The following is a 22,426-nucleotide window of genomic DNA, read 5'->3' on the forward strand; positions in this document are numbered from 1 at the left end:
CCGTCGGTGCGCCGTCGACTTCGATATCCCGAAGCACGGCGGCAGAGCCCGCCAGGCACACCCGCTGACCAGGACATAGATGATCGCCGCGAACACCGTCTCATCAGGCGTATCCGGTGTTCCACCGCCCTGCGGCCGCACCTTCGACGGTGGGATCAGCGGCTCCGCGATCTCCCACAATCCATCCGGAACAATCCAACTCCAAGTACCCCGCCCCATACCGACACCAACGACGCCTCACCACATAGGACACGGTCTTACTGATCGTTTCAGAATGAATTGAGCTGCGGGTCTTGCACTTGCCGATCTTGGTCGGCAGGGTGTCCCAGTGCGTGCTGATCTTGTTCCTGACGACCTGTGGGAGCGGGTGGCCCCGCTGCTGCCACCACCTCCCGACCGGCGCCGCCGGCATCCCGGGCGACTTCGCGTTCCGGACCGGGCGGCTCTCGCGGGCATCATGTACGTCCTGCGGACCGGCGTTGCCTGGCGCGACGTCCCGACCGAGACCGTGGGCTGCTCCGGAGTAACGGCCTGGCGCCGGCTGCGGGACTGGACCGAGGCCGGCGTCTGGCCCCGCCTGCACGCCGCCCTGCTGACCGAACTCCGCCGGGCCGACCTGCTGGACCTGGATGACTGCTCCGTGGACGGATCGCATGTCCGGGCCCTCAAAGGGGGGATCACGTCGGCCCCTCACCCGTTGACCGCGCCCGCCCCGGCTCCAAGCACCACCTGATCGTCGACCGCCACGGAACCCCGCTCGCCGTCATGCTCACCGGCGGCAACCGGCACGACGTCACCCAGCTCCTGCCCCTACTCGACGCCGTCCCGCCGATCCGGGGCCGGCGGGGACGTCCCCGCCGCAAGCCCCGACGCCTGTACGCCGACCGGGGCTACGACTTCGACAAGTACCGCCGCCTGCTGTGGAAGCGCGGCATCAAACCGCTGATCGCCCGACGCGGCGTCGCCCACGGTTCCGGACTGGGCAAGGTGCGCTGGGTAGCCGAACGCGCCTTCGCCTGGCTGCACCAGTTCAAACGACTCCGCACCCGCTACGAGCGACGCGCTGACCTCCACCAGGGCCTGCTCGAACTGGCCTGCAGCCTCATATGCCTCCGCCGCCTCCGAACCTCATTCTGAAACGATCAGTTAGTCGGCAACCCGCTCAACCAAACTGCACAACCCCAGGTCAGAAGCTTGACGACTGCGCAGATTCACTGACCCTCGACAGCGCCGGATGTGCGGCTACCTCCTGCGGGACCGCGGCCGCCGACGATCCTTCCGTACTCCGGCCACGGTGGTGGTCGCGCCGGACAGCGCCGTAAGCACCGCGGCGCCCGCGACCGCCAATTGGGCAGTGTCTTCCCCCGCTCTCCTTGGTTGTCGTCGTGATCCTTTCGGTCTCGGTCACCGTCACCGTGGGTCCCACCGTTCCCCGCTGGCGCGGGGTCGACGCGGAAGCCGGCTACCGGCCCCGCGTGGACCTCGGACCATCCCCGCGGGCACGAGGTCGACCAGGTCAGTCCTGATGGTGTCGAAGAACGGGACCTCCGCAGGCCATGGGAGCGACCGTCGGGGCCGAACAGGCTCACGCCGGCCCGGGTCCGTCGCGGGTTCAGGAACCTGCGCGCGAAGACGGGCACGCCAGCCGGTGCACTTCAGGCTGCCCGGGTGCTCCTCCAGCCCCTGCAAGCGAAGACCCACCTGAGGCTCCCCGCCGCAGGGAAAGCCGGGGCACTCTCGCTACTCAGGCTGCGGCGGATCGAGGAAATGATCAATCCCGGCCATACGCATCCGTTCTATAACGAAAGCGTTCACGTCGTTGTCCTCGATTACCAGGGCCTGCCGGTTGTTACGATTGAAGATCAGCGGCCTTTCAGGAGATCCGAATAGAACCCACCCTCTCTCCGTACCGTCCCAGACGTACGCGAATTCATCCGCTAGAGTCGAAACGTCTTCCATAGCCATGGCGCACTGCCCTCCTTGTCAAATAGCTGAACTTTACCTGAGCCACCCACCGGTATTATCCCTGATACGCGCTGTGGTGAGCCGAGCCTTTCGAGGGATTCCAGTACGCGCTCGTCGGCTTCGCTGGGGCTATGCGCGCCTTTCGGATGCGTGTGATAAACAAGCATCCGATCAGGCTCAAGGGGGAACCTGACATGGGACTGACCACCTGCGTGCAGATAGTACTGTCCGCCGCCACCGTTCCTTCCGGGGCCGTACTTATATGTCACCGCAAACTCGACCCCATGCTTAACAGTAAGATTCTCTAGTTCGGTAAAAGTCGGCCTCCTAGGGATGGCAACGCCCTCGTAGCCTGGCAGGTTGACTCCCGGCCTCGCGCCATACAGCAGGCTGCTGATCAGGTTGCCCTCGGAAGCAACACCGTATCGGGTTGCGATGCCACTCTTGAGTGAGCTCAAAGCAGGTTTGACGAGAGGAGCGAAGCCACCGCTGAGAGCGCCGATCAGGAGGTCGGTGGGGGTGGTGGGTTGACATTGTGCGGTGTTGATGAACCAGCTGAAGGCGGCGCCGATACCCGCGTCGGTGATGGCCGCCACCGCGAGGGCGCGGCCGCCGGAGAGGCCGAGGGTGGCAGCGAGGCCTGCGCCTGCGGGGGCAAGGAAGCCGGCGCCGGCGCCTATGAGGGCGCCCTTGGCTGTCGCCGCGGCGAAGTCGCGCCAGTTGAAGTCGTCCTGGTGGGTGTAGGCGTAGATGCCGGCGCTGAAGACGGCTCCGATGCCGGCTCCGATGCACATGGGGCAGGCGCCGGAGGGGTCGGAGAGGTTGGTGGGGTCGTTGTTGGCGTAGTTGTACGCGGAGCGGTTGGGGCTGGCGAGAGGCGCGGAGACGGGGTCGGCGGTGGTGAAGCGCTGTTGGGCGGGGTCGTAGGAGCGGGCGCGGAGTTGGAGGCGGTCGGGGAGGGTCTGGTCCTTGTACTGGCCGGTGTAGCCGAAGGGGCTGGTCTGGCCGCCGGTGACGGTGGCGGTGCCGGTGGTCTTGCCCCAGGGGTTGTAGGTGTAGCGGTAGTTGTCGGTGCCGGCGGCGTCGTAGACGGTGGAGACGGAGTTCTGGCGGTCCTGGGCGAAGTAGTACTTGCCGGCGGTGCGGTCCATGGAGCGGGCGGTGCCGTCGGGGTCGTACTGGTAGTCGGCGACCAGGGCGCCGGTGGCGTCGGTGTCTGTGGCGAGCTGGGCGAGGGGGTTGTTGATGTCCCAGCGGGAGGTGCTGGTGAGGGTGTTGTTCTTCTTGGTGGTGGTGCGGTTGCCGTCGGAGTCGTAGGTGAAGGCGTAGGTGTCGGCTCCGACGGCGGCGGTCTTGATACGGCCGACGGGGTCGTAGGTGTAGGTCTCGTTGCCGTCGGTGAGCTGGTTGCCGTCGTCGTCGTAGGTGTAGCCGGTTGCTTCTGTGCCGGTGGTGGTCGAGGTCAGCCGGTCGCCGGTGTCGTAGGCGGAGTTGGTGGTGCGGCCGTTGACAGGGACGGCGCCGGTGAGCTTGCCCTGGCCGTCGCCCTGCCACAGTCGCAGCTGGCCGGAGGTGTCGGCGGCTACGACGCCTAGATTCCCGGTCGTGCTGAAGCGGAGGGGGGCGGGTGTGGAGTAGGGGGCCCAGTCGTCGGCCTGGAGGATGTAGGTACCGAAGCCGCCGGTGCCGTTGCCGGGGTAGAAGCGCAGCTTCTTGCGGGCGGTGTCGACGGCGAGGAAGTCCTGCTTGTTGTCGTTGTTGAAGTCTCCGGGGACGAGGTGCATGGCGGCCCAGCCGCCGCCGCGGTCCACCCGTGCGCCGAGGCCGCCGGCGCCGTCGCCGGGGTGGAAGTACAGGTGGCCGTCGGTGTTGTTGACGGCGAGGACATCGAGTTTGCTGTCGCCGTCGTAGTCGAGCAGGGTGAGGCGGGAGGTTCCCCAGCCGGTGCCGAAGTCGATGCGCTTGCTGAAGTCGAAGCCGCCGGCGCCGGTGCCGGGGTAGAAGTACATACGGTCCGAGCTTGAGTTGACGGCGAGGAAGTCCTGCTTGCCGTCCTTGTTGAAGTCGCCCGCGCTCAGGGTCATGGCGGCCCAGCCCTGGCCCCGGTCGTTGGGAGCGGCGAAGCCACCGTTGCCGTCGCCGTTGTAACGCAAGAGGTGGCCGGTGGTCTTGTCGATGGCGAGGATGTCGAGGTTGCCGTCGCCGGTGTACTCGATGGGGAGGATCTGGGTGAAGCCGGCCGGGCTGTTGCCGGTTTGGGTCTGTCCGAGGGCGAAGGTGCCGTCGGCCCTGCCGAGGTAGGTGTGCAGGGTGCCCTGCTTGTCGGCGGCGATGATGTCGCTGATGCCGTCGTTGTTGACATCACCGCTGACGGTCTGGGCCATGTTGGACCAGGCCGCGGGCAGGTCGCCGTCCATCGTCGCGGTGGTGTTGCCGACCTTGTCGTAGGTGTGGGTGGTGCCCGAGATTCCGGGCAGGCATGAGGTGGCGGAGGTGTCGGTGCAGGCGCGGGTGAGGCGGCCGGCGTCGTCGTAGCCTCGGCGGGTGGGGTAGCCGGTGGCGGGGGATTCCCGGACGAGGCGATCGTTCTCGTCGTAGCCGAAGCTCCGGGTCCCGGCGGCCGGGGCGGTCAGGGAGCTGAGCCGGCCGGCCTCGTCGTAGGTACGTGTCTCCGAGCGGGCCGTGGTGGTGGGCAGGGTGATCGAGGTGACGTTGCCTGCCGGGTCGTAGGCGTAGCCGGTGGTCTTGCCGTCGGTGGTCTGTGCGGTGACCTGGTCGTTGCGGTCGTAGGTGTAGCTGGTGCGGCGGCCGTCGGGGTAGGTGCGCTGGCGCACGGTTCCGTCGGTGTTCCAGGCGTACTGGAAGGAGCCGGCGAGGCCCGGTGAGGTGATGGCGGCGATGCGGTTGTCGTCGTTGTAGGTGGCGGTGCGGGTGCCGGTGGCGTCGGCGACGGTCTTGATGCGGCCGGCGTCGTCGTGGGTGTAGGTGACGGTGGGGGTGCCGTCGGAGTAGGTGACCTTGGTGGGCAGGCCGCGTCCGTCGATCGTGGTGGTGATCTTCTGGCCGCGGGCGTTGGTCGTGGTGGTCCTGTTGCCGTCGGGGTCGTAGGCGTAGGCGACGGTCTTACCCAGGGGGTTTTTGACGGAGGTGACGCGGCCTTCGGCGTCGTAGCCGTAGGTGGTGGCCTGCTGCTTCGCGTTGGTGCTGGTCTCCAGGTGCCCCGCCGCGTTGTACCCGTTGAGGGTGATGCCGCCGTCGGGGTTGGTGACCTTGGTGTTCCGTCCGAGCTCGTCGTACTCGAACAGGGTCTGCTTTCCGCGGCCGTCCTTGGCCCATGCGACGTTGCCGAGTGCGTCGAAGCCGGCGGTGCGCTGGTGGCCCAGCGGGTTCTTGACCGACACCGGGTGGCCGGCGGCGTCGAAGCCGAACTGCCAGGTGTACTTGGCCGGATCCGCTCCGATGGCGTTGCCGCGGGGCTCGACGCTGGTGGTGCGGCGGCCGTCGTCGTCGTAGCCGTGGGTGGTGCGGCCGCCCTCGGGGTTCTGCACCGAGGTGAGGTTGCCGTCGTCGTCGTACCCGTACGTAGTGACGTCGCGCGCGGTCTCGGACGTGGTGAGCCGACCCGCCGCATCGTAGGTGAGGATCGTGCCGTTGCCGAGGCCGTCGTAGGTCTTGGTCATGCGGCCGTTGCCGTCGTAGTCGACCTTGCGGGTGTGGTTGAGGGGATCGGTGACGGTCAGTGCCTGGTCGTCGGCGTTCCAGGTGATCGCCGTGGTCTTGCCCTTGGGGTCGGTGACCGTCTTGCGGTTGCCGACCTTGTCGTAGCCGTACGTCCAGGTGTGGTCGGCCTTGACGGCGCCGCTGGTGTTGCCGCGGGCGGTGACCATCTTGATCTGGCGGCCGGCCTTGTCGTATTCGTAGCTCGTCGTCGCCCCGGTGCGGTCGGTGACCGTGGCGGGCCGGCTCATCGCGTTGTACGTGCTGAGCGTGGTCTTGCCCACCGGGTCGGTGACCTTGGTGAGGCGGTCCAGGGTGTCGTAGTCGTACAGCGTCACACGGGACTTGGCGTCGGTGGCCTTGCGCAGGAGGCCGAGGACGTCGTAGTCGTACGACGTTTTGCCGCCCCGGGGGTCGGTGACGGTTTTGACCCGGTCGGCGGCGTCGTAGGTGAAGCTGGTCGTGTATTGGGCGGGGGTCGCGCCGGCGAGGTTGCCGCGCGGGTCGGTGACCGTCTTCACCTGCCCGGAGGGGTGGTAGGTGTAGGTGGTCTTGGCGCCGGTCGGTGTGGTGAGCGACGTCAGGTTTCCGAGCGTGTCGTAGGCGTAGCGGGTGGTCTTGCCGCGTGCGGTGGTGCTCGTCTCCAGCAGGCCGGTGGTGGCGCTGTAGGTCAGGGTCGAGGTTTTGCCGAGCGGGTCCTTCACGGATGTCAGCAGGCCGCCGGTGTAGCCGAAGGTGGTGGTGTCGTACACGCTGCCCTTGTGGGTGGCGACGGTGCCGTCGGTGTTGTAGGTCCAGCGTTCGTTGGACGCGGGGTTGCCTCGGTAGGCCAGCTGACCGGTGGCGGAGTACTCCCTGGTGGTCTTGCGGCCCTCACCATCGATGTCGCTGGTGCGGTTGAAGCGCGCGTCGTAGCGGTAGTAGCTCTTGTTCCCCAGCGGGTCGATCTGGGTGAACAGGACGTTCTTGTAGTAGATGTCCGTCCAGACTCCGCCGTCCGGTGCGGTGGTGTCGGTCTGGTCGAACTCGCCGTTCTTCGAGTACGCGAACTTGGTGATGTTGTTGGCCGGGTCGGTCTGCGACACGACTCGGCCCTGCGTGTCGTAGACGTTCGTGGCGACGGCCTTGCCGGCCGCGTCGGTGACCTTGTTCAGGCGCCCGGAGCCGTCGTAGCCGTAGGTCTCGATGGCGCCGTCGAGGGCTTTGACGCTGGAGAGCCGGTCGTTGGAGTAGCCGTAGTCCACGATGCGGCCGTCGGCCAGCGTCACCGTGTCGAGCCGGCTTCCCGTGTAGGCGAGGGTGGCAGCGCGTCCCACGGCGTCGGTGATCTTCGTCGGTCGGCCGCCGGTGTATTCGAGGGTCAGGCCCCGGCCGCCGCGGTCCTTGACGGCAGTGAGCTGGCCGGTGCTGTTGAAGGTGTAGGCGCGCTGGTCCGGGGTGGTGAGCTTGTAGCCGCTGCCGTCCGCGGTGAGGGTGGAGCGGGCCTGGGCCGGTGCGGTGAAGGTCGTCCCGGACTTGGTGTAGGTGTGGCGGGCTCCGCCCTCGCCGACGAGTACCGCCTTGTCGGCACTGATCTCCAGGCGGCTCTCCCAGGGCAGTTGCCAGCCCTGGCCGAGGGCTCCGGTGGCCGTGTAGTCGGAGGAGTACGCCCGGGAGACCGCCAGCGGTACGCCGGGCGCCGGGATCTGGGCGTCGGTGAACGTCTCGTAGAACGCGCCTGTTGCGTCTGTTCTTGCCGCTGCTTCAACGACACGGGTTTCTGGTGCGCAACCGGTTGCGGGCCGTCGTAACGGCTCGCGTCACTCGGCCCCTCGCCGGTCGGCATCCGCAGCAGCCAGCCACCACCCGCGATCACGGACAGCGCCAGAACCACGACCAACACACGCACACGCGCGGACACAACAGCCAACACCACAAGCCCCCCACGGACTCCACACGCCCACCGATCAGACATGCGCAAATATGTTCGTAATCTTGAGGCAAGCCCCCTCGTCGATCAAGGAACGGAAGGCCGCCGCGATCCCCGAACGGCTTGAAACCCACACCTCGCGGAAGCGCTACCGAACCCACGGTCGAAGGCGAGCGCAGAGCACACCAAATCCAACAAACGCGCCACGGCCGACCGTTGCCGACACCGAAGCCGAGCGACCCAGCCCTGACCTGTACGGAATGACGGATACCGGAATCCAGGCGCGGTTTCGGCCACTGTCCTGATTCACTACAGAGGCAACACCCCGTAAACCGTCGCCCCGGCCATCGGGCAACCATGTTCAAGGTCCTTTTACGAGCTCTCATCGCTGGAAGCCCCTCGCGCTGAACGACGGCGTTCTCGGGCCCGCCCCGACGCTGACCAGCTTGCAAAGATCAACGAAAGGCCACAGCGCGTGGCTCAACCCTGTTCAGCGGCAGCGCTCGTTTCGGTGATCTCCGACCTGACGGCCCCCGCGGTGACGTGGCTGTCGCCAGACTCGCGATCATGGCCGATCCGAACATCCCCGACGTCCCCTCCGAGAATCCCCTTGGCGGGGTGGGATCGACGACCGCCGGCACGGTCCGGGTCCGGTTCCCGCTCGTACGGTGGGGGCTCGCCCCACGGACGACGTGGCGGGCGCGGCGTCTGGCAGCCGACTTCGGGGAGGGCATAGACGCCCGTTACCGCGTGGGTGATGGCCCGCCTGGACCGGCATCCGGAGGAACTCGGCTTCGCCATGGCCCACCTCGACGGCGAACGGCGCACTGCCGACTGACCGGGGCGCCAGTCAGCGCCAGCGACCAGTCCTCGACCCGCTGCGGATCATGCGCACGCCGGCTGGCGGCGGTACGCGCCGGTGTCCGCCGCGTTCCACGGATGTGATCGCTCGACGTCCACAGCGACTTCGGTTGTGAGCGGTCCGGCTGGTCAACTTCTCCGGCGCTTTTTCGTCCGATGTGCTGGTCTCGCCGGGCATTTGGCATCCCGTCGGCCCAGGGGTCGTTGATGGGTGTCGGCGTACCTCGTGAGGGAGGGTGCGTGTGTGAGCGATGGGGATGTCGTGCCTGACACCTTCGTGTTCCTGCGGGAAGAGTTACAAGCTGGTCAGGCTCGCCGATCGCGGCTGGCTGCGCAAACTGCCCGATGCCCGGTTCACCACCCGTCCGTGACCCAGGCCCACGGGGCAACAAGTGCATGCTTTGCACGGAGCGGACTCCACTCTCCGCCCCGGTCCGCACCGCCGCGATGGGCTCCACTCCCACCCTGGACGTCGTCAGTGTTCGGGGCGCAGGACCAGGCTGCGGTCGAAGAACTGCGCGGCATCGTCCGGTCCGAGACCGAGGGCGCGGGAGACGGCGGTGCCTTCGTCGTCGCGGACGAAGGCGAGCAGGATCTTGTGGCTGGCGGGGTCGGCCATGGTCCGACAGGCGGCTTCGACCGTGTGGGCGACGCAGCCGGTGGTGCCGTCTTCGACGATGTCCTGGCGCGTGGTGTCGTCCCAGACGTTGAGCTGGAGGTTGGCGCCCTCGTTGGAGCAGTCCTCCTTGGAGTCCGCACCGAGCACGCACCGCCCGAGCACCGCGGCGTGGGCATGGCGCTGAAGGTAGGCGGCCGTGGCCAGGAGCCGGTCGACTTCCTTCTCCGTGTTCTCGCGGGCCTTCTCAGGGCTGACGAGGGAGGTCTTCGGGTCGTGGGGCTGCACCCGGATCTTCAGCGCGGACAGGCCACGGGCGAGGTCGTCGGCCATGCTGAGCAGCCCACCAGGTTCACGTCGCCACGCTGGTGGGGCGGCGGCAGTTCGTCCGGGTAAGTGTCGAGGGGTTCCAACGGTTCGTACAGGCCGGTCAAGGTTCCTCCCGTGCCGGGTACCAACGTCCTGATTCTCAGTCCGGCCTGCCGGGACTTGCGGGTGAAGTCGCAGATCGGCCACGCCCTGGCCGGTTGGCATCCTCTACCGATTGCAGCCGGGGTCCCTTGTCCTGGTCGGGCCGGGCGGTGTGGTGCGGCTGCTGCTGATCGGCAGGGTGGACCTCTTCCATGGACGGTTGCCCGGTCTGCTGGAGACGGTCAGCGACGGCGCGGCGGCGGGCGGCAGCGTCCTGGGTGAGCGCGGCGTGGGGCCGGGGCGAAGACGAACAGCACCGGCGGGAACGGCCGCTCCAGGGACGGGCCGGCGTAGGTCTCCTGCCAGTGGCTGTGCGGGGCGCGGCCGGCGTTGCCGCGGCCGGATGCCGGGGCGTTGCGGTAGGCGTCGTAGCGCTCCAGTTTGGCGATCAGGCGGGCGTAGGACATCGTGCGGTCGATCTCCACGAACGCGCTGGAGCCGCTTGCCAGGAGCACCACGCCGTCGGGGACCAGGTTCCCGGCGGGGGTGGGGTGGGCGACTTCCACCTGCCAGTCCGCGTGGTCGGCTACCTGCGCTTGGTGGAAGGCGACGACAGTGTCGACCAGGGCGAGGCCGTGCTCGCGCAGGCCGGTCTTGCTGGCCGCGCGCCTGCCGGTGGTCCGGCCGACCGTCGGCGCGAGCTCACCGGAAGCCGCGGCTTCGGCGAGACCCGCCGGGGTGCAGTACCAGTAGCTCTGCTGGGCGCGGTGGGTCCGGCCGACCAGGGCCGGGGATTCGCCCTGGAGGTTGCGCAAAGCGCGGCGTACGTGGTCGGTGCCCTGCTGGTGCGGCAGCAGCAGGGCCTTCAGCTGGCGGGGGGGGTGGCCAGGCGCAGCTGGGCGAGGGTCAGCAGGACCTCGCCTCGGATGTCCGCGCCGGCCTTCGCCACCGCTGCCTTCCGGGCCCGGGACGCTTCTCCAGGTACATCAGTACGGGGAGAAGAGGAGTTGCAACCGGCCGGGGCAGCCGGATTGGGGTTCTGATCAGCGACAACGCTCAGGCGGCGGCCGACGGCTGCGGGGCTGGGCGCAGGGCTCGCCGCAGGGCTCACAGCGGGGCCCGCCGTCGCGGCTGTGCCAGCAGGGGCGGTCGGAGTGTGCGGGGTGGGGACGGTGGTCATCGGATCCTCGCGGTTCTCCGGCCATCGCGGCCGGATCGGTGACAGGTCCGGCCCACACGCTGAGGTGCGCGCGGGCCGGGGCCACCGTGAAGAAGAACCCCTTGACCGCGGTCTGACGATCACCCACGCGGGTGTCCGATTTCGCCTTGACTACCCCTGGACCGCGCCGATTTGTCCGTGGCCGACACCACACCGCCCGACCGACCGCTCAGCCGCGCCTGCCCTCACCCTTCCGTCACAGCCGTCGCCACGCCGCCCCGTCGGCGCCGCACTCCTGGAGCCGGTTGCGACGACGCAGGCTTGCTGCCAAGGGACGGCACGGTTGTGCCTGCTCAGCGACTCGTAGCGCTTCGTAGTTGGTTGGTACGACGCATGCCGGCCAGTGATCTGCCCCGCCGGACCCTTCGGGTGCGGTCCGGCAGGAGGTTGCGCAGGTCCGTGAGAAGCGCCCGCCCGGATGGACGGACACCGCAAGGGGGTTACGCGGTGGCCGTGTCTGGGCTGCGGGTGTGCGCGACGAGGGCGTGGGCGGTGGTGGGGTGGGCGGGCAGCAGGGTGTGGAGGCCGGTGAGGTTCAGCATCCGCTGGAGGCGGTCGGGGACGGCGGCGAGGACCAGGGTGCCGTCGACGGTGTTGGCGCAGCGGAAGATGCCGACCAAGGCGTTGAAGCCGGAGGAGTCGCAGAAGGTGACGGCCCCGAGGTCCAGGATCAGATGGCGGTGGCCTTGTTCGATCAGGGCCAGTGCCTGGGCGCGCAGGTGGGGGGCGGTGTCGATGTCGAGTTCCCCGGCAACGTGGGCCAGGGCGAGGTCGCCCTCGGTGTGCTGTGCGGTGAGGCGGAAGTCGGTCACGGGCGTCTCTCCGGCGTCTCGCCGGCGGGGGCGATGGTGTAGGCGGTGGCGGTCGCGGTGAGGCCGTCCGCGGCGTCGGCGAGGGGGACGGACAGGGCCAGCAGGGCGACGTCGTCACCGACCCCGTGGGGCATGGCGTCGAGGAAGTCGACGGTGTCGCCTATGACCGCCGCCGCGCTGACGGGCCCGGTGCGCGCGGAGAGGAAACGGGTCAGGCCCTCTTCTCCGATCATTTCTCCGCCCAGGGTGCGGGCCTCGGTCAGCCCGTCGGTGTAGAGGAGCAGTCCTTCGCCCGGGGCGAGGTGGATGCTGTGGGAGGCGAAGTGTGCGCCGGCGATGGCGCCGATGAGCATGCCGCCCTTGGGCTGCACCGCTTCGACTGTCCCCTGCCCGCGCAGGTGATAGGCCGGGGGGTGCCCGCCGGTGGCCACCGTGACGGTGAACCCTTCCTCCTCGTGCGGTTCGAGGACGCCGAAGACAGCGGTGCAGAACCGGGTGCCGACGGCCGGGTCCAGCAGCAGCGCCGTGTTCAGGGCGGTGAGGACATTTTCGGGGTCGGGGTCGATCAGGGCTGCGGCGCGCAGGGTGTAGCGGGTCAGGGAGGTCAGGGCGGCGGCTTCGGGGCCCTTGCCGCACACGTCTCCCAGGAAGAACGCCCACCTGGTGCCGTCGAGGGGGAAGACGTCGTAGAAGTCGCCGCCCACGTTCTGCGGGGAGGCGGTGGCGTAGTGGCAGGCCAGCTCCAGGCCCGGTACTACCGGCAGTGCCGGCGGCAGCAGGGTGCGCTGGAGGGTGGAGGCGAACGCCTGGATGGCGGCCATGTCGCGCTCCGCGCGCTCGCGGGCCTCCTCCTGCTCGATGCGCCGCTCCTGCTCGGTGCGCAGGGCGTTCAAGGCCGCCAGGCGCATCTCCAGCTCGTCGAGCACGATCGCGGCCAGGTCCGCGAGGGTGGCGGTGTCGTCCTCGGTGATCAGGCGAGGCTTGGTGTCGAGGATGTTGACGGTGCCCAGCCGATGCCCGTCACGGGTGATGATCGGCGCGGCGGCGTAGAAACGGACCGCCATCGGCCCGGTGACCAGGCCGTTGTTGAAGGCGACGGGGTCGGTGAGAGTGTCAGGGATCACCAGCGTGTCGTCGGCGAGGATCGCCGAGCCGCACAGGCCCGGCTCTCGGCCGATCTCGCTGACGCCTTCCAAACCGTGGGCGGCCTTGAACCAGATCCGGTCCTCGTCGACGATCGTCACGCTCGCCACCGGCACCGTGAACAGCCGGGCCGCCATCGCCGCCACCCGGTCGAACGCGCCGTCGGGCGGGGTGTCGAGGATGTCGTAGCGGCGCACCGCGTCCATCCGGGCCGCTTCTTCCACCGCACTGAGCGTTCGCCGGCGCGGCGTGTCCGTCGGGCCGGTCGCATGTCGCGCTTGCGGCATCGATTGCCTTTCCTTGGCGCGCCGGCCTTGGTGGCCAACGACCGTCGCAGCCTAGACCGGCCTCCCGGCGTCAGAAACCAATCCGCAGAGTATCCACGGGAGCAGCCTCAGCAGCATTTGCCGGCAAGCGTGCTGATTTGCCAACTGTGCTGCGTGGTCACACCGGTCCGGGGCGGAGACTTCTCCCCCCTCCGGCACCGGACTCTGTCCACAGGGCCCCGAACCGATGCTCGGTTTCGAGGCCGCCTCGAACAGCGAGGTGGCCCGTACACAAGGAGCCGACATGCCCGACACCACCGCGCCGCTCGCCCCGATGACCCCGCACGCGGCGATCAGCGCGTTCAGCTACCTCCGGGCCGTCCAGGCCGATGACGTCGAAGCCGCCCGCGAGTTCGCCGGCCCCGAGCCGCGGATGGCCGAGCTGCTCGTCGACGTCGTCGAGCGGATCGTCGTCCCCGTCACCGCCCTGCCCGACCCGGAGGCGGGCGAGCCGTCCACGGAGACCTTCGCCCTGGAGGCCCTTGGGCGGGTCCTGGTGGCCTCCTTGCGGACGTGGGCGCAGGCCGGGCCGGACGCGGCGGAAGGCATCGCCCGTTCCGTTGTCGACTTCGTCGTGCAGTTCCTCACCGACGACCACGAGGACGTGGCCGAGGTCCTGCGCCAGCTGGAGGCGGTCGGAGTGGGCCAGGCCATCGCCGCCCACCCCGCACCGGCCGGATCCCACCCGGTGCGCCTCTCCATCGTCAGCCCACCGTCAATCGGTGCGCACCGCAGTGGACTCCATCCGGTGGAGTCCACTGAGTGGAGTGGCACCCACTCGGTGGAGTTCACCGGGTGGAGCCCACTCGATGGGCTCCACCCGGTTCGACATCGGGCGGTCCACTCGGTGGACGATGCCCGGCATCGTCACCACAGCCAGGCGTTCGAGTGCCGCATCCGGGACAGGGCGCGGGCATCGCGGCGCGCGGCGGCGCTGCCGATGCGGTTCTGCCGGGGCCGGGGCCGGCGCGCCTGGGCGCCGTAGAACCGGCGTACTCCGGCCGCCTTGAGCCGCTTGCGCTGCTTGGCCAGCTCCGCCTTCTTCGCCTTGATGGACTTCGGCTTCCGGGGCCGCCACCGGCGGCGAGGCGGGCCCGCTGGTACGGGGTGGCACCGGTTGCGGGTCAGGGGGCGCAGCACGGCCTTGTCGTCGCTGTCCGTGGGGGCGGGGTGGAAGAAGCGGGTGTAGCGGAGTCCGGTCTCCGGAGTGATGTTGAACACCGCGCATAGGTGCTGCTGATCAGCGCCGGTGACGGCGGCCTCTTCGAGGATTCGGTCCTCGCGAAGTTGCTGGGCGGTGACCGGGAGGCCGCGCAGCAGAGGCTGCATCCAGCCGGTTGCGACCGGGGCCCGGGTGTGCGCGGTCTGCGAGCGTATCCGGCCGCAACATGGAGACATCGTGACCGACCACCACGCTCACCTCGCCGCCATCGTCGAGCTCGGCGGTGAGCTGGAGCTCTTAAGCTACCCGTAACGGGCGCTTCAGGGGCGCGGTCATCCCAGAAGGCTGCGCGGTCAGCGCCGGCCGCCGCCGATGCGGCGGTCGTCGGCCAGTGCGGTCAGCGGGCCGAACTCGCGGGCAAGCTGGTTCCACGTCAGAACCTCGCCACAACGGGCCGGGAATTCCTTCGGGTTGAACTCGGGCATGGTCCAGGTGCCAGTGCCCCGGTCCCGCAGCCACAGGTCCCCGTCACCGTCGACCACAGTCGGCGGGACCGGTACGGGCTCGGCCTGATCGGTGGGCTCCCAGGTGACCCGGCCCGGGTGGGAAACGCGGCGCAGCTCGGCGGTGGCCAGCCGCGCGGCCAAGTCACGGGTGGACTCTTCGGCGTCCTTGACCGACGCGAGTCGGAATGCGTCGTCAAGTACGGGCAGGGCTGGATTCTTGCTGCGCTTTGAACTCATACGCTGACTACCTCCGGTGGGGGGCGTCACATCCGTTATGGCACCCCGTAGAGGAACACGATATCCGAGGCGGGAGCCGGGCCGGCTACGACCACTGTCCAGGTGGAGGCGCTGCCACCCCGGGCGGTGGGGCTAGGTGGTGAGCTGGTCCTGGACGTGGCGCAACCCGTGGTGGTAGCGCTCAGATATGGCGGTCCGGGTCTGAGAAGGTGAGGCCGGGGGCGAGCGGACGTCGGGCCGGGGCGGGCGCGGGCTCGGTCTCGCCGGGCGGCTGACGGAAATCGGCGCCCTGCTCGACCGGCATCAGCCGGCGCCCACCCGCCTGGGCGGGTACGGGAGCGTCGGAATCGGGCTCGGAGAAGACGGGCAGCGAGAGCGGTCGACGGTCGGTCATGATCCCTAGTCTCCCGGGCCTTGACCCCGGATTTTGGCCAGAGAGACTTGGATCTTGATGGTCCAGGAGAACGGAGTCCCCGTGGGGATGAAGCACTACCCCGCCGAGTTCAAGGCGGACGCGGTCGCGTTGTACCGGTCGAGGCCGGGAGCGACGATCAAGTCGGTCGCCGCTGATCTCGGGGTGAACACCGAGACGCTGCGGAACTGGATCCGGGCTGCCGACGGGCGCCGCCCCGGCTCCCACTCGACACAGCCGGCCGCCTCGCAAGCCAGCGGTGACGACGTTCAGGCGGAGTTGGCCGCGGCCCGGAAGAGGATCCGCGAGCTGGAGGAACAGCGCGACATTCTCCGCAAGGCGGCCCGGTAATTCGCAGGGGAGACGCGCTAGTGAACCGCTGCCAGTTCGTTGAAGATCATCAGCGCCGGTTCGGCGTCACGCGGTTGTGTTCGATGCTGGGTATCTCTCGCTCGAGCTTCTACTACTGGCGCCGCACCGCAGCGGCAAGGGCGGCCCGGCAGATCACCGAGGCCGGGCTCGCAGCCCGGATACGCAAGGTCCACCAGGACTCCGACGGCACCTACGGAGCCCCCAGGATCACCGCCGAACTCCGCGACGAGGGCGGCCCGGTAGTCAACCACAAACGCGTCGCGCGGATCATGCGGACCATCGGACTGGAGGGAGTCCGTCTGCGCCGCCGGCACCGGACCACCCTCGCGGACCAGGCGGCTCCGAAGGCGCCGGATCTGATCGGACGTGACTTCACCGCGGCCGAGGTGAACACGAAATACGTCGGCGACATCACATACCTGCCGGTCAGCGGCGCGAAGCCGCTCTATCTCGCGACCGTCATCGACCTCGCCTCCCGCCGGCTGGCCGGGTGAGCGATCGCCGATCACATGCGCACCGAGCTCGTCATCGACGCCCTGGCGGCAGCCGAGCGAACCCGCGGCAGTCTCGATGGAGCGATCATGTACACGGACCACGGGTCTCATCCTCCAGAAGCGCAGAGGAAGCGGGCTGGCTCCAACTCCTCGGATTCCTACTCCTTGGGGTTGTTGGGACCCTCGACGAAATACCACTCGATGTCGACCCTGCCATCGGCCACCTCGCCGATGCGTTCGAACGCCTCCAAGCTCAGGTCGAGGTCGGAAACACCGCATCCGACACACTCGCCGACCACCTCGACCACAACGGACTGGAAAGTGTCCGTGTTGATCACCTTGATGGATTGGCCGCAGCCCTTGCCGTCCGAAAAGACCGGGATGCCCGCCATCGCGTTGAGGGTGCCGGGCACAGCGGCACACGATCGACCCCCCGGCTCGCCCACGTAGAAGGAAGCTTCGCCTGTGCCGGAAATGGCATGGGCCGGGTCGGCCGCGAGGAGCGCGAGACACAGCGCACCCACGCCAAGCACCGACCGCAACGCGGCACGGCGGGCGGGGGCGGTTTCCACGGCGGACGGCTCGGTCGAACGGATGCGCGCTATGACGGACTCCTTGGTTCAATTCGCCCTGGCGATGTCGGTATCGCAGGTCCTCACGATCAACGACCAGGCGGCACAGAGGCCACGCGTCGATCCGCTCACCCCGCCCCCCACCGCGTACACCGTCCCTGCGGAATACCCCAGCCGGAGGCGGCTCTGCAGGACTGCCGTCGCGTCATCCATCCGAGGGGCGCACGGGCCCGTCAAAGGCGCCCTGCGGGGCTTGTGCGGCACGGCGGCGGCACTGCGCGTCGCTGGTCCCTGCTCCTGCTCCTTACCGCGCTGCTCGCGGCCTCGGAATGCGTCACCGTCCACCCCGCACCTACCCGGCCCGCCGGGGCCTCGCCCGCCGCGGTCTCGGAAGACCACAAAGCACCCCGTCGACCCCCAGCCCGCACGACCGGGCACGGGAGCGGCGCTGCCCCTCTCCCCCATGCCCGAGTCTGCGGCCGCACCTGCGGCCGGCGCCGTTCCCGAGGCCGGCCGTGCTCCCGCGCCGGCCCGTCCCGCGCCCGCGGCCCGCGAGGCGTCCGGCGAGACTCAGCCCGCCTGCGGTGATCGGCGCCCAGAACTCGGACCAGGACGTGTCGATGGCCTATCTCCTGGCCGCCAGCCAGAGCCTGGCGCTGGGTCCCCTGCTCGGCCTGTCGCAGTCGCTGGTACTGCGCAAGGTCACCACACGCTGGAAGTGGTGGATCGGCGCCAACCTGGCCTCATGGCTCATCGTCGACGTCGTCCTGCTCCTGTTGTCGCGACTGTCCGGCGACCTCGACGTCCTGCGGGGCGACGGATCGGTCGCCGAGGTCTACCTCTCCCTCATCGCGACCACGCCGCTCACCGGCCGGGCCCTGCTGTGGGTGCTCGCTCCCGCCGCCCTGACCGTTGCCGAGGACCCTTAGCCGGATCACGGTGGCGGGGCCTGCGGCAGGCACCGCCGCCGGTGATCAGCTGGTCAGGTAGTTGTCGATGTCGCGGGCGGAGCGGTAGCCGCTCTCGATCGCCCCGTCGATGAAACCGCGCCACACGCTCGCCGAGTCGGCGCCCGCGAAGAACAGCCGCCCTTCGGTGGTGCGCAGGTCCGGCAGCACCTTCGCCAGCTGTCCCGGCCGGTAGATGCACCACGTGCCCAGCGCAAGCGGGTCGTTGCTCCAGTCCCAGCCGACGATGCTCTCCACCTCGACGCCCGGCAGGAACGGCTGCAGCGCAGTCTGCATGCCCTGGACGTCGTCGAACTGGGGCATCCGCAGCTTCTTCGGATTGGCGGAGAACACGATCAGCCACGAGCCCTCCGGACCGTGGTCGTAGGTAACCACGACTCCAGCGTGCACCATAGCTTCCGCTTGGATGCCAGATGTCGCGAACCGTTCCCCCATAGTGCGCCGAGGTCCCGGTAGACGGTCAAGATGCCAGTGCCGACCCCCGCGGCGAGCTGGGCGAAGGTTTCACCGCACCGTGGATGGGCCAGAGCGAGCAGGGCCTGGCGGCGACGGGCAGACGCCGCCACCGCGTGCCGATCTCCCGCCCGCCCCGCCGTGAGCTGTCGCGGTCAGGAGCCGCAGAGTGCTGCTCGACAGATCGATCGAGGACGGGTAGACAAACACGCGCAGCCCCTGGCACACACGGGTGATCTTGGTCGAGAACCCGTCTACCAGGAGCTGCGTCGTTGCGTACAGCCCTTGATCCCCAACAGCCCGATATCGCGGTCAGGTTGGAAAGATCTCAATGCCCCAAGCCGGCGCGGATGACGGTGCCCTCGGGCTCGACGAGGTGGTCGTTGCCGTCGATGCAGATCTACCCGCTGGCGTTGGGGGTTCCGGTGGCGGCGCTGAGCTGGTGGGCTGCTCCCGGTCACGCGCCCACCGCGCGCCCGCGGGAAATATCGCGGGCGAGCGGGGGGGCTGTGGCGCCCGGAGCACGGCAGCGCATCCTGCGGAGACACTCTTTTGCAGGTCACTGGCGGACATAGCGGCCCCTGGGCGTCCCTGGTGATGCCTGGGCGCGGCGAATCACGTTCTCTCCGACGCCGTACTACTCAAGGCGAGAGGCAAACGGCGGCCTGAGCGAACCCTGCGGGGGTGGTGGGCCGTGGCCAAGCCGGGCCTACCACCCCTGCCTTTTCGAGGTCACCACGGAGACCCTACTGCGCGACGAGTTGCTGCGCGGCTGGTCTCCGGCGAGGACCGCGCCCATCCTCGATGGGGCCGTCTCTCACCCGAGTTTTCGAGTTCTAGAGCGCGCCCTTTACTCCCACTCCGCGGCGCCTCGAAGGAGGTTGTGGTCGGACATGTTCGCACCCTTGCCCATGGCGTCGCCCTGCACGTTCCGGAAGTGGTCCGCCGAGACGAAGATGTAGTCCAGCTTCCCGTTGGCGTGTGTGGTCTCTCCGGAGCGGCAGTAAGTGCCGGTGCAGTTGGGGGTGAAGTAGTCCTGGTCGCTTTCGTCGACCTCCCCGTAGCGGCCTGTACCTCCCTGGAATCCGTAGAACTCGCTCATCGCGGCGCTGGTGGGGGCTGCGTTGAAGTCTCCCGCCAGGATCACGGGCAGGTTCCCCGCCCACTCGTCGACCTTCGCGCGGACCGCCTTGGCCTGCGCGAGGCGGCCGGCGTCGCCGACGTGCGACAGATGCGTCACGCAGGACAGCGTCGTACGTCCCTCGATTGCGCCCTTGGCGCAGAGCAGGCCGCGCGGGTTACCGTCCTCCGGGTTGGCCGGCAGTGCGAAGGTCAGCCGTTCCACGGAGGCGGTCTTGACGAAGATCGCCAGCCCGATGCGCAGGTCGGGGTTGTCCTTGTCCCACTCGCCGCACCCCTTGACGTTGCTCGTCGCGTACCAAGCGGGCGCGTATCCGGTGAGCTTGTCGCGCAGGGCTTCGTACTGGTCGTAGCAGATCTCGGTGAGCATGACGGAGTCCGCGGACCAGTTGTCCATGGAGGTCTTGATCGTCTCGCTCCACTGATCCTTCGAGACGCGGTCATCACAGGCCGCGCCGCAGGCGTTGTAGGTCAGCATCCGCACGGAGGGAGCAGTCGACGCCGAGACGATGTCGGCCTGAGCGGACGCGGCCGTGCCGAAGGCCGTCAGTAGGACGGCAGCGGTCAGGGTCAATACCCGTCGGACGGCTCTGAGCAGCAAAAATGTGGACACGGTTACCGGATCTCTCTTTGCGTGTGGCCAGGTACGCGCAAGCGGCGCACAGCTCGCTGTCACCGGCCGAGAGCACCAAGCAGGATGGCGGGATGTGATTCCGCTGCCCGATAGGTGCGCAGGGCCCGCAGCGCCGCCCGTCGTTGGAGGCATAGAAAACCCGCGAAATGCGGTCATTTTCTGTGTTCATGACGACCCCGACGGCCAGCGCCGCGGGGTCGTTTGATCCGTCTCGCCTGCAAGGGCGGACTGATCAGCGGTATCACGGTTGGAGACTGCGTCGAACTAGTCGACGTACCGCGTCTGGTGCATGTCCGCGGCGGACATGAGAGGTCGACTTCGACCTACGGCTGCGGGGCCCCCGGGTGTCTGCCCCCGAGGTTCCCGCAGCCATGATCCGGGCGTTCTAGGCAGCTCGCTCTGTGCGAGAGGCGCTCGAAATCCCGGGGGTGGCGAAGGGTCAGACGACGCGGGCGGCGGAGATCGGGCGGGCCGAGGTGGCGTACGTCTTGTCCGACCCGGAGTTGACGCTCCAGCGGTACGCTGAGAACTCGCCGGTCGCGTTCGATGCGTAGAACATCATGTGTCCGATGCCGACGCCCTTGAAGTTCAACGACCGGGATTCGTCGAGATTGTCGACCATCCTCGAGTCGGGGTAGGGCTCGTAGGTGGACAGGCCGAAGACACCATGGGGTGCGGCTGTGCTGTCGATGACCTCGACCGCGTACTGGGTCTGGTTCGGGAGATTCACCGACCCTGTGAAGACGCCCTTGACCTCGCGGACCATGACGATGTGCCCGGTGTTGTTCGGGACGGCGCCCTGATAGTCCACCGCGATGAGATCGCCCGGCTGCAGGTCGGCCACCTTGCGGATCTTCTTGAAGTGGGGTCCGGGGTCGGCGTCGAAGCCGACGCGGTAGTCCGCGGCCTCCGGGCCGGCGTCACCGAAGTGGTCCTTGAAGTACGTTCCGGTGGTCGCGGCCCACGCCGGGTAGGTCTGGCGGAGCACCCTGGTGATGAATGACGAACACCGGGCGCGGGCGATCCACGTCGTGGGATCGGCGGGCGAGCCCCAGACGACCTCGGGTGTTTCGCCGATGAGATAGGCGTTGTTGTGCCGGGCCGTCTTCCCACTGATGACGGATATCTCATCGGCCGTCAGCGCCCTGTTGTACGAGCGGACGTCATCGATGCTGCCGTGCCACCGGTTCGCCGGTGCACCATCCCACTTGGCCCGTCCGATATTGAACCCCTGGGTAGCGGCCCAGGCGATCGTCACGTCCGTGCCGCTGCCCTCCTGGACGCCATCGACGTGGATCCGGAGGTTGCCCTTGTCCCACACGCCAGTCAGGTGAACCCATTGGCCGGGCACGACAGGGGTCGTCGCGAACACCTCTGCCTTGGCCTTCTGGTCCTCGCTGCGCACCTTGAACGCCCACTTCCGGGCGATGTCGTCGTACATCAGCAGGAAGCGGCTGGTCTTAACGCCGTCCTGGCTGACCGCCGTGTAGGGGTTCGCGTCCAGCGGCGCCGGGTTCGCGGGATCGTCGGACAGGCGCACCCATGCGGCGACGGTGAAGGGGGCCGTGGTGTCGAGCACGGTGGTCGTGGACGCGTACGCCCCGGAGGAGCCGTCGAAACTCAGCTCGCCACCCGCGCGCAGCTTCGTCCAGCTCGCGCCCGAACCCAGCGCGACGGACCGCTCGAAACCCGACCGGTCTGCGCCGTTGCCGTCCAGCGGCCAATGACCCGTCAGGCCGGCCGGCAGGTATCCGGCGGCCAGCATGCGCTGGTACTGGACCATCTGCTCGGCTTGCACCAAATGCGGTACCGAGACCGGCGTGAAGGGAGTAGTCAGCGTCTCCGCAGCCTCGGCCACCCCCGCGGTCCGCGCCACACCCACAAGCGCCCCGGCCCCCGCAATGGCCGCCCCGCCCAACAGACCTCGTCTGCTTAACATTTTCCTGCCCCCCAAGATCAAACCGAGTTCGAAGCCAGAGTTTACGGGCTGTTCCTTCAGCTGCTGCCAGGAGCGGACGTCGACGGCATCACGGGCGGACGGACCACGGGAACAGGCGCTGGCCTGTCCTTCAACGCGGATCACACGGCAGGCGCTGCGTGTTGAGACCACAAGGCACCTCAACGGTCGAGCGGGGTTCGAGCCGCTCCAGAAAGGTCTGTGCCGGAACCCTGATCTCCTACAGCGCGACGAAGGCCCCAAGTGGGGTACTGCGAAGGAACGGAACGGGATCTCGCCGCTGTCACCGCCGGCCTGTCGGCGTACTCCTGTGAGTGGCTCTGGCAAGATTTTCGTAGCCGTAGATCATCTTTGTAGGGTTGTTCGAGGGGTGTCAGTGGGGCAGGGCATGATCCGGCGAATGAGCTGCACACGGTGGGATTCGGATCGCATGTTTGTCTCGTACTGCCAGTACTACCTGCAGGGCGACGACTTCCTCACTGTTTACGACGACGCCGACACGGTCGGGCGGATCTTTGAGGGCAATAGCCTGGCGGCTGG

The 22,426-nt window shown here is 68.5% G+C and carries 17 protein-coding genes and 3 pseudogenes; 4 read left to right on the forward strand and 16 right to left on the reverse strand.

Annotation, left to right across the window (positions count from 1 at the left end; all coding sequences use genetic code 11):
- Positions 1–219: transposase (locus ACWFQ8_RS31810; protein WP_453789754.1), on the reverse strand; the 219-nt coding region annotated here is incomplete at its 3' end.
- 109 nt (positions 220–328) lie between these two features.
- Between ACWFQ8_RS31810 and ACWFQ8_RS31815 the strand changes: the two genes are divergently transcribed.
- Positions 329–1,137 (forward strand): IS5 family transposase gene (locus ACWFQ8_RS31815; RefSeq protein WP_453789755.1). Its coding sequence is split into 2 segments (ribosomal slippage): positions 329–668 and positions 668–1,137, totalling 810 coding nucleotides; the frame shifts between segments, so codons are not numbered across the junction.
- A 603-nt stretch (positions 1,138–1,740) separates the two neighbouring features.
- Here the strand turns inward: ACWFQ8_RS31815 and ACWFQ8_RS31820 are convergent.
- From ACWFQ8_RS31820 to ACWFQ8_RS31865, 10 genes and pseudogenes are all read right to left on the reverse strand, one after another.
- Positions 1,741–1,965, reverse strand: a complete 225-nt coding sequence (locus tag ACWFQ8_RS31820) for a hypothetical protein (RefSeq protein ID WP_453789756.1) — start codon at positions 1,963–1,965, stop codon at positions 1,741–1,743.
- Positions 1,938–6,998, reverse strand: a complete 5,061-nt coding sequence (locus ACWFQ8_RS31825) for an FG-GAP-like repeat-containing protein (protein WP_453789757.1) — start codon at positions 6,996–6,998, stop codon at positions 1,938–1,940. The genes ACWFQ8_RS31820 and ACWFQ8_RS31825 overlap by 28 nt, the downstream gene beginning before the upstream one ends.
- A 216-nt stretch (positions 6,999–7,214) precedes the next feature.
- Positions 7,215–7,394, reverse strand: a pseudogene (locus ACWFQ8_RS31830) (DUF6531 domain-containing protein); the annotation flags it as partial.
- Between the two features lie 1,533 nt (positions 7,395–8,927).
- Positions 8,928–9,401: a hypothetical protein gene (locus ACWFQ8_RS31835; RefSeq protein ID WP_453789758.1), complete on the reverse strand. Its 474-nt coding sequence runs from the start codon at positions 9,399–9,401 to the stop codon at positions 8,928–8,930.
- 320 nt (positions 9,402–9,721) lie between these two features.
- Positions 9,722–10,294, reverse strand: coding sequence for a replication-relaxation family protein (locus tag ACWFQ8_RS31840; RefSeq protein ID WP_453789759.1), 573 nt, complete (start codon positions 10,292–10,294; stop codon positions 9,722–9,724).
- 844 nt (positions 10,295–11,138) lie between these two features.
- A complete protein-coding gene (locus ACWFQ8_RS31845) occupies positions 11,139–11,510 on the reverse strand; it encodes an STAS domain-containing protein (protein ID WP_453789760.1) in 372 nt (123 codons plus the stop codon).
- Positions 11,507–12,877, reverse strand: a complete 1,371-nt coding sequence (locus tag ACWFQ8_RS31850) for a PP2C family protein-serine/threonine phosphatase (RefSeq protein ID WP_453789761.1) — start codon at positions 12,875–12,877, stop codon at positions 11,507–11,509. The genes ACWFQ8_RS31845 and ACWFQ8_RS31850 overlap by 4 nt, the downstream gene beginning before the upstream one ends.
- A 969-nt stretch (positions 12,878–13,846) precedes the next feature.
- Positions 13,847–14,053: pseudogene (locus tag ACWFQ8_RS31855) on the reverse strand (hypothetical protein); the annotation flags it as partial.
- A gap of 441 nt (positions 14,054–14,494) precedes the next feature.
- Positions 14,495–14,884 (reverse strand): hypothetical protein, encoded by a 390-nt coding sequence (locus ACWFQ8_RS31860; RefSeq protein ID WP_453789762.1) that lies wholly within the window; start codon positions 14,882–14,884, stop codon positions 14,495–14,497.
- Positions 14,885–15,065: 181 nt separating this feature from the next.
- Positions 15,066–15,278, reverse strand: coding sequence for a hypothetical protein (locus tag ACWFQ8_RS31865; protein ID WP_453789763.1), 213 nt, complete (start codon positions 15,276–15,278; stop codon positions 15,066–15,068).
- 87 nt (positions 15,279–15,365) lie between these two features.
- On the opposite strand from ACWFQ8_RS31865, the gene ACWFQ8_RS31870 reads away from it, so the two are divergent.
- Together ACWFQ8_RS31870 and ACWFQ8_RS31875 are read left to right on the forward strand one after the other, a co-directional pair.
- A complete protein-coding gene (locus tag ACWFQ8_RS31870; protein ID WP_453789764.1) occupies positions 15,366–15,647 on the forward strand; it encodes a transposase in 282 nt (93 codons plus the stop codon).
- Positions 15,648–15,730: 83 nt separating this feature from the next.
- On the forward strand, positions 15,731–16,162 hold the full coding sequence (locus ACWFQ8_RS31875; RefSeq protein ID WP_453789765.1) for an IS3 family transposase: 432 nt from the start codon (positions 15,731–15,733) through the stop codon (positions 16,160–16,162).
- Between the two features lie 158 nt (positions 16,163–16,320).
- Here the strand turns inward: ACWFQ8_RS31875 and ACWFQ8_RS31880 are convergent, their stop codons facing one another.
- Entirely contained in the window at positions 16,321–16,734 is a 414-nt protein-coding gene (locus ACWFQ8_RS31880) for a hypothetical protein (RefSeq protein WP_453789766.1), read from the reverse strand.
- Positions 16,735–17,318: 584 nt separating this feature from the next.
- Between ACWFQ8_RS31880 and ACWFQ8_RS31885 the strand changes: the two genes are divergently transcribed.
- Positions 17,319–17,663: a hypothetical protein gene (locus ACWFQ8_RS31885; protein WP_453789767.1), complete on the forward strand. Its 345-nt coding sequence runs from the start codon at positions 17,319–17,321 to the stop codon at positions 17,661–17,663.
- Between the two features lie 45 nt (positions 17,664–17,708).
- Here ACWFQ8_RS31885 and ACWFQ8_RS31890 read toward each other — a convergent pair whose 3' ends face one another.
- The 4 genes and pseudogenes from ACWFQ8_RS31890 to ACWFQ8_RS31905 form a co-directional block, all read right to left on the reverse strand.
- The gene (locus ACWFQ8_RS31890) at positions 17,709–18,077 is read right to left on the reverse strand and encodes an FAD-dependent oxidoreductase (RefSeq protein WP_453789768.1); all 369 of its coding nucleotides are present in this window, start codon (positions 18,075–18,077) and stop codon (positions 17,709–17,711) included.
- A gap of 74 nt (positions 18,078–18,151) precedes the next feature.
- Positions 18,152–18,365 (reverse strand): annotated as a pseudogene (locus tag ACWFQ8_RS31895) (IS5/IS1182 family transposase); the annotation flags it as partial.
- A 640-nt stretch (positions 18,366–19,005) separates the two neighbouring features.
- The gene (locus ACWFQ8_RS31900; protein ID WP_453789769.1) at positions 19,006–19,908 is read right to left on the reverse strand and encodes an endonuclease/exonuclease/phosphatase family protein; all 903 of its coding nucleotides are present in this window, start codon (positions 19,906–19,908) and stop codon (positions 19,006–19,008) included.
- A 460-nt stretch (positions 19,909–20,368) separates the two neighbouring features.
- The gene (locus tag ACWFQ8_RS31905; protein WP_453789770.1) at positions 20,369–22,012 is read right to left on the reverse strand and encodes a LamG domain-containing protein; all 1,644 of its coding nucleotides are present in this window, start codon (positions 22,010–22,012) and stop codon (positions 20,369–20,371) included.
- Positions 22,013–22,426 lie beyond the last annotated feature (414 nt).

This window comes from Streptomyces sp. NPDC055254 (assembly GCF_053606025.1).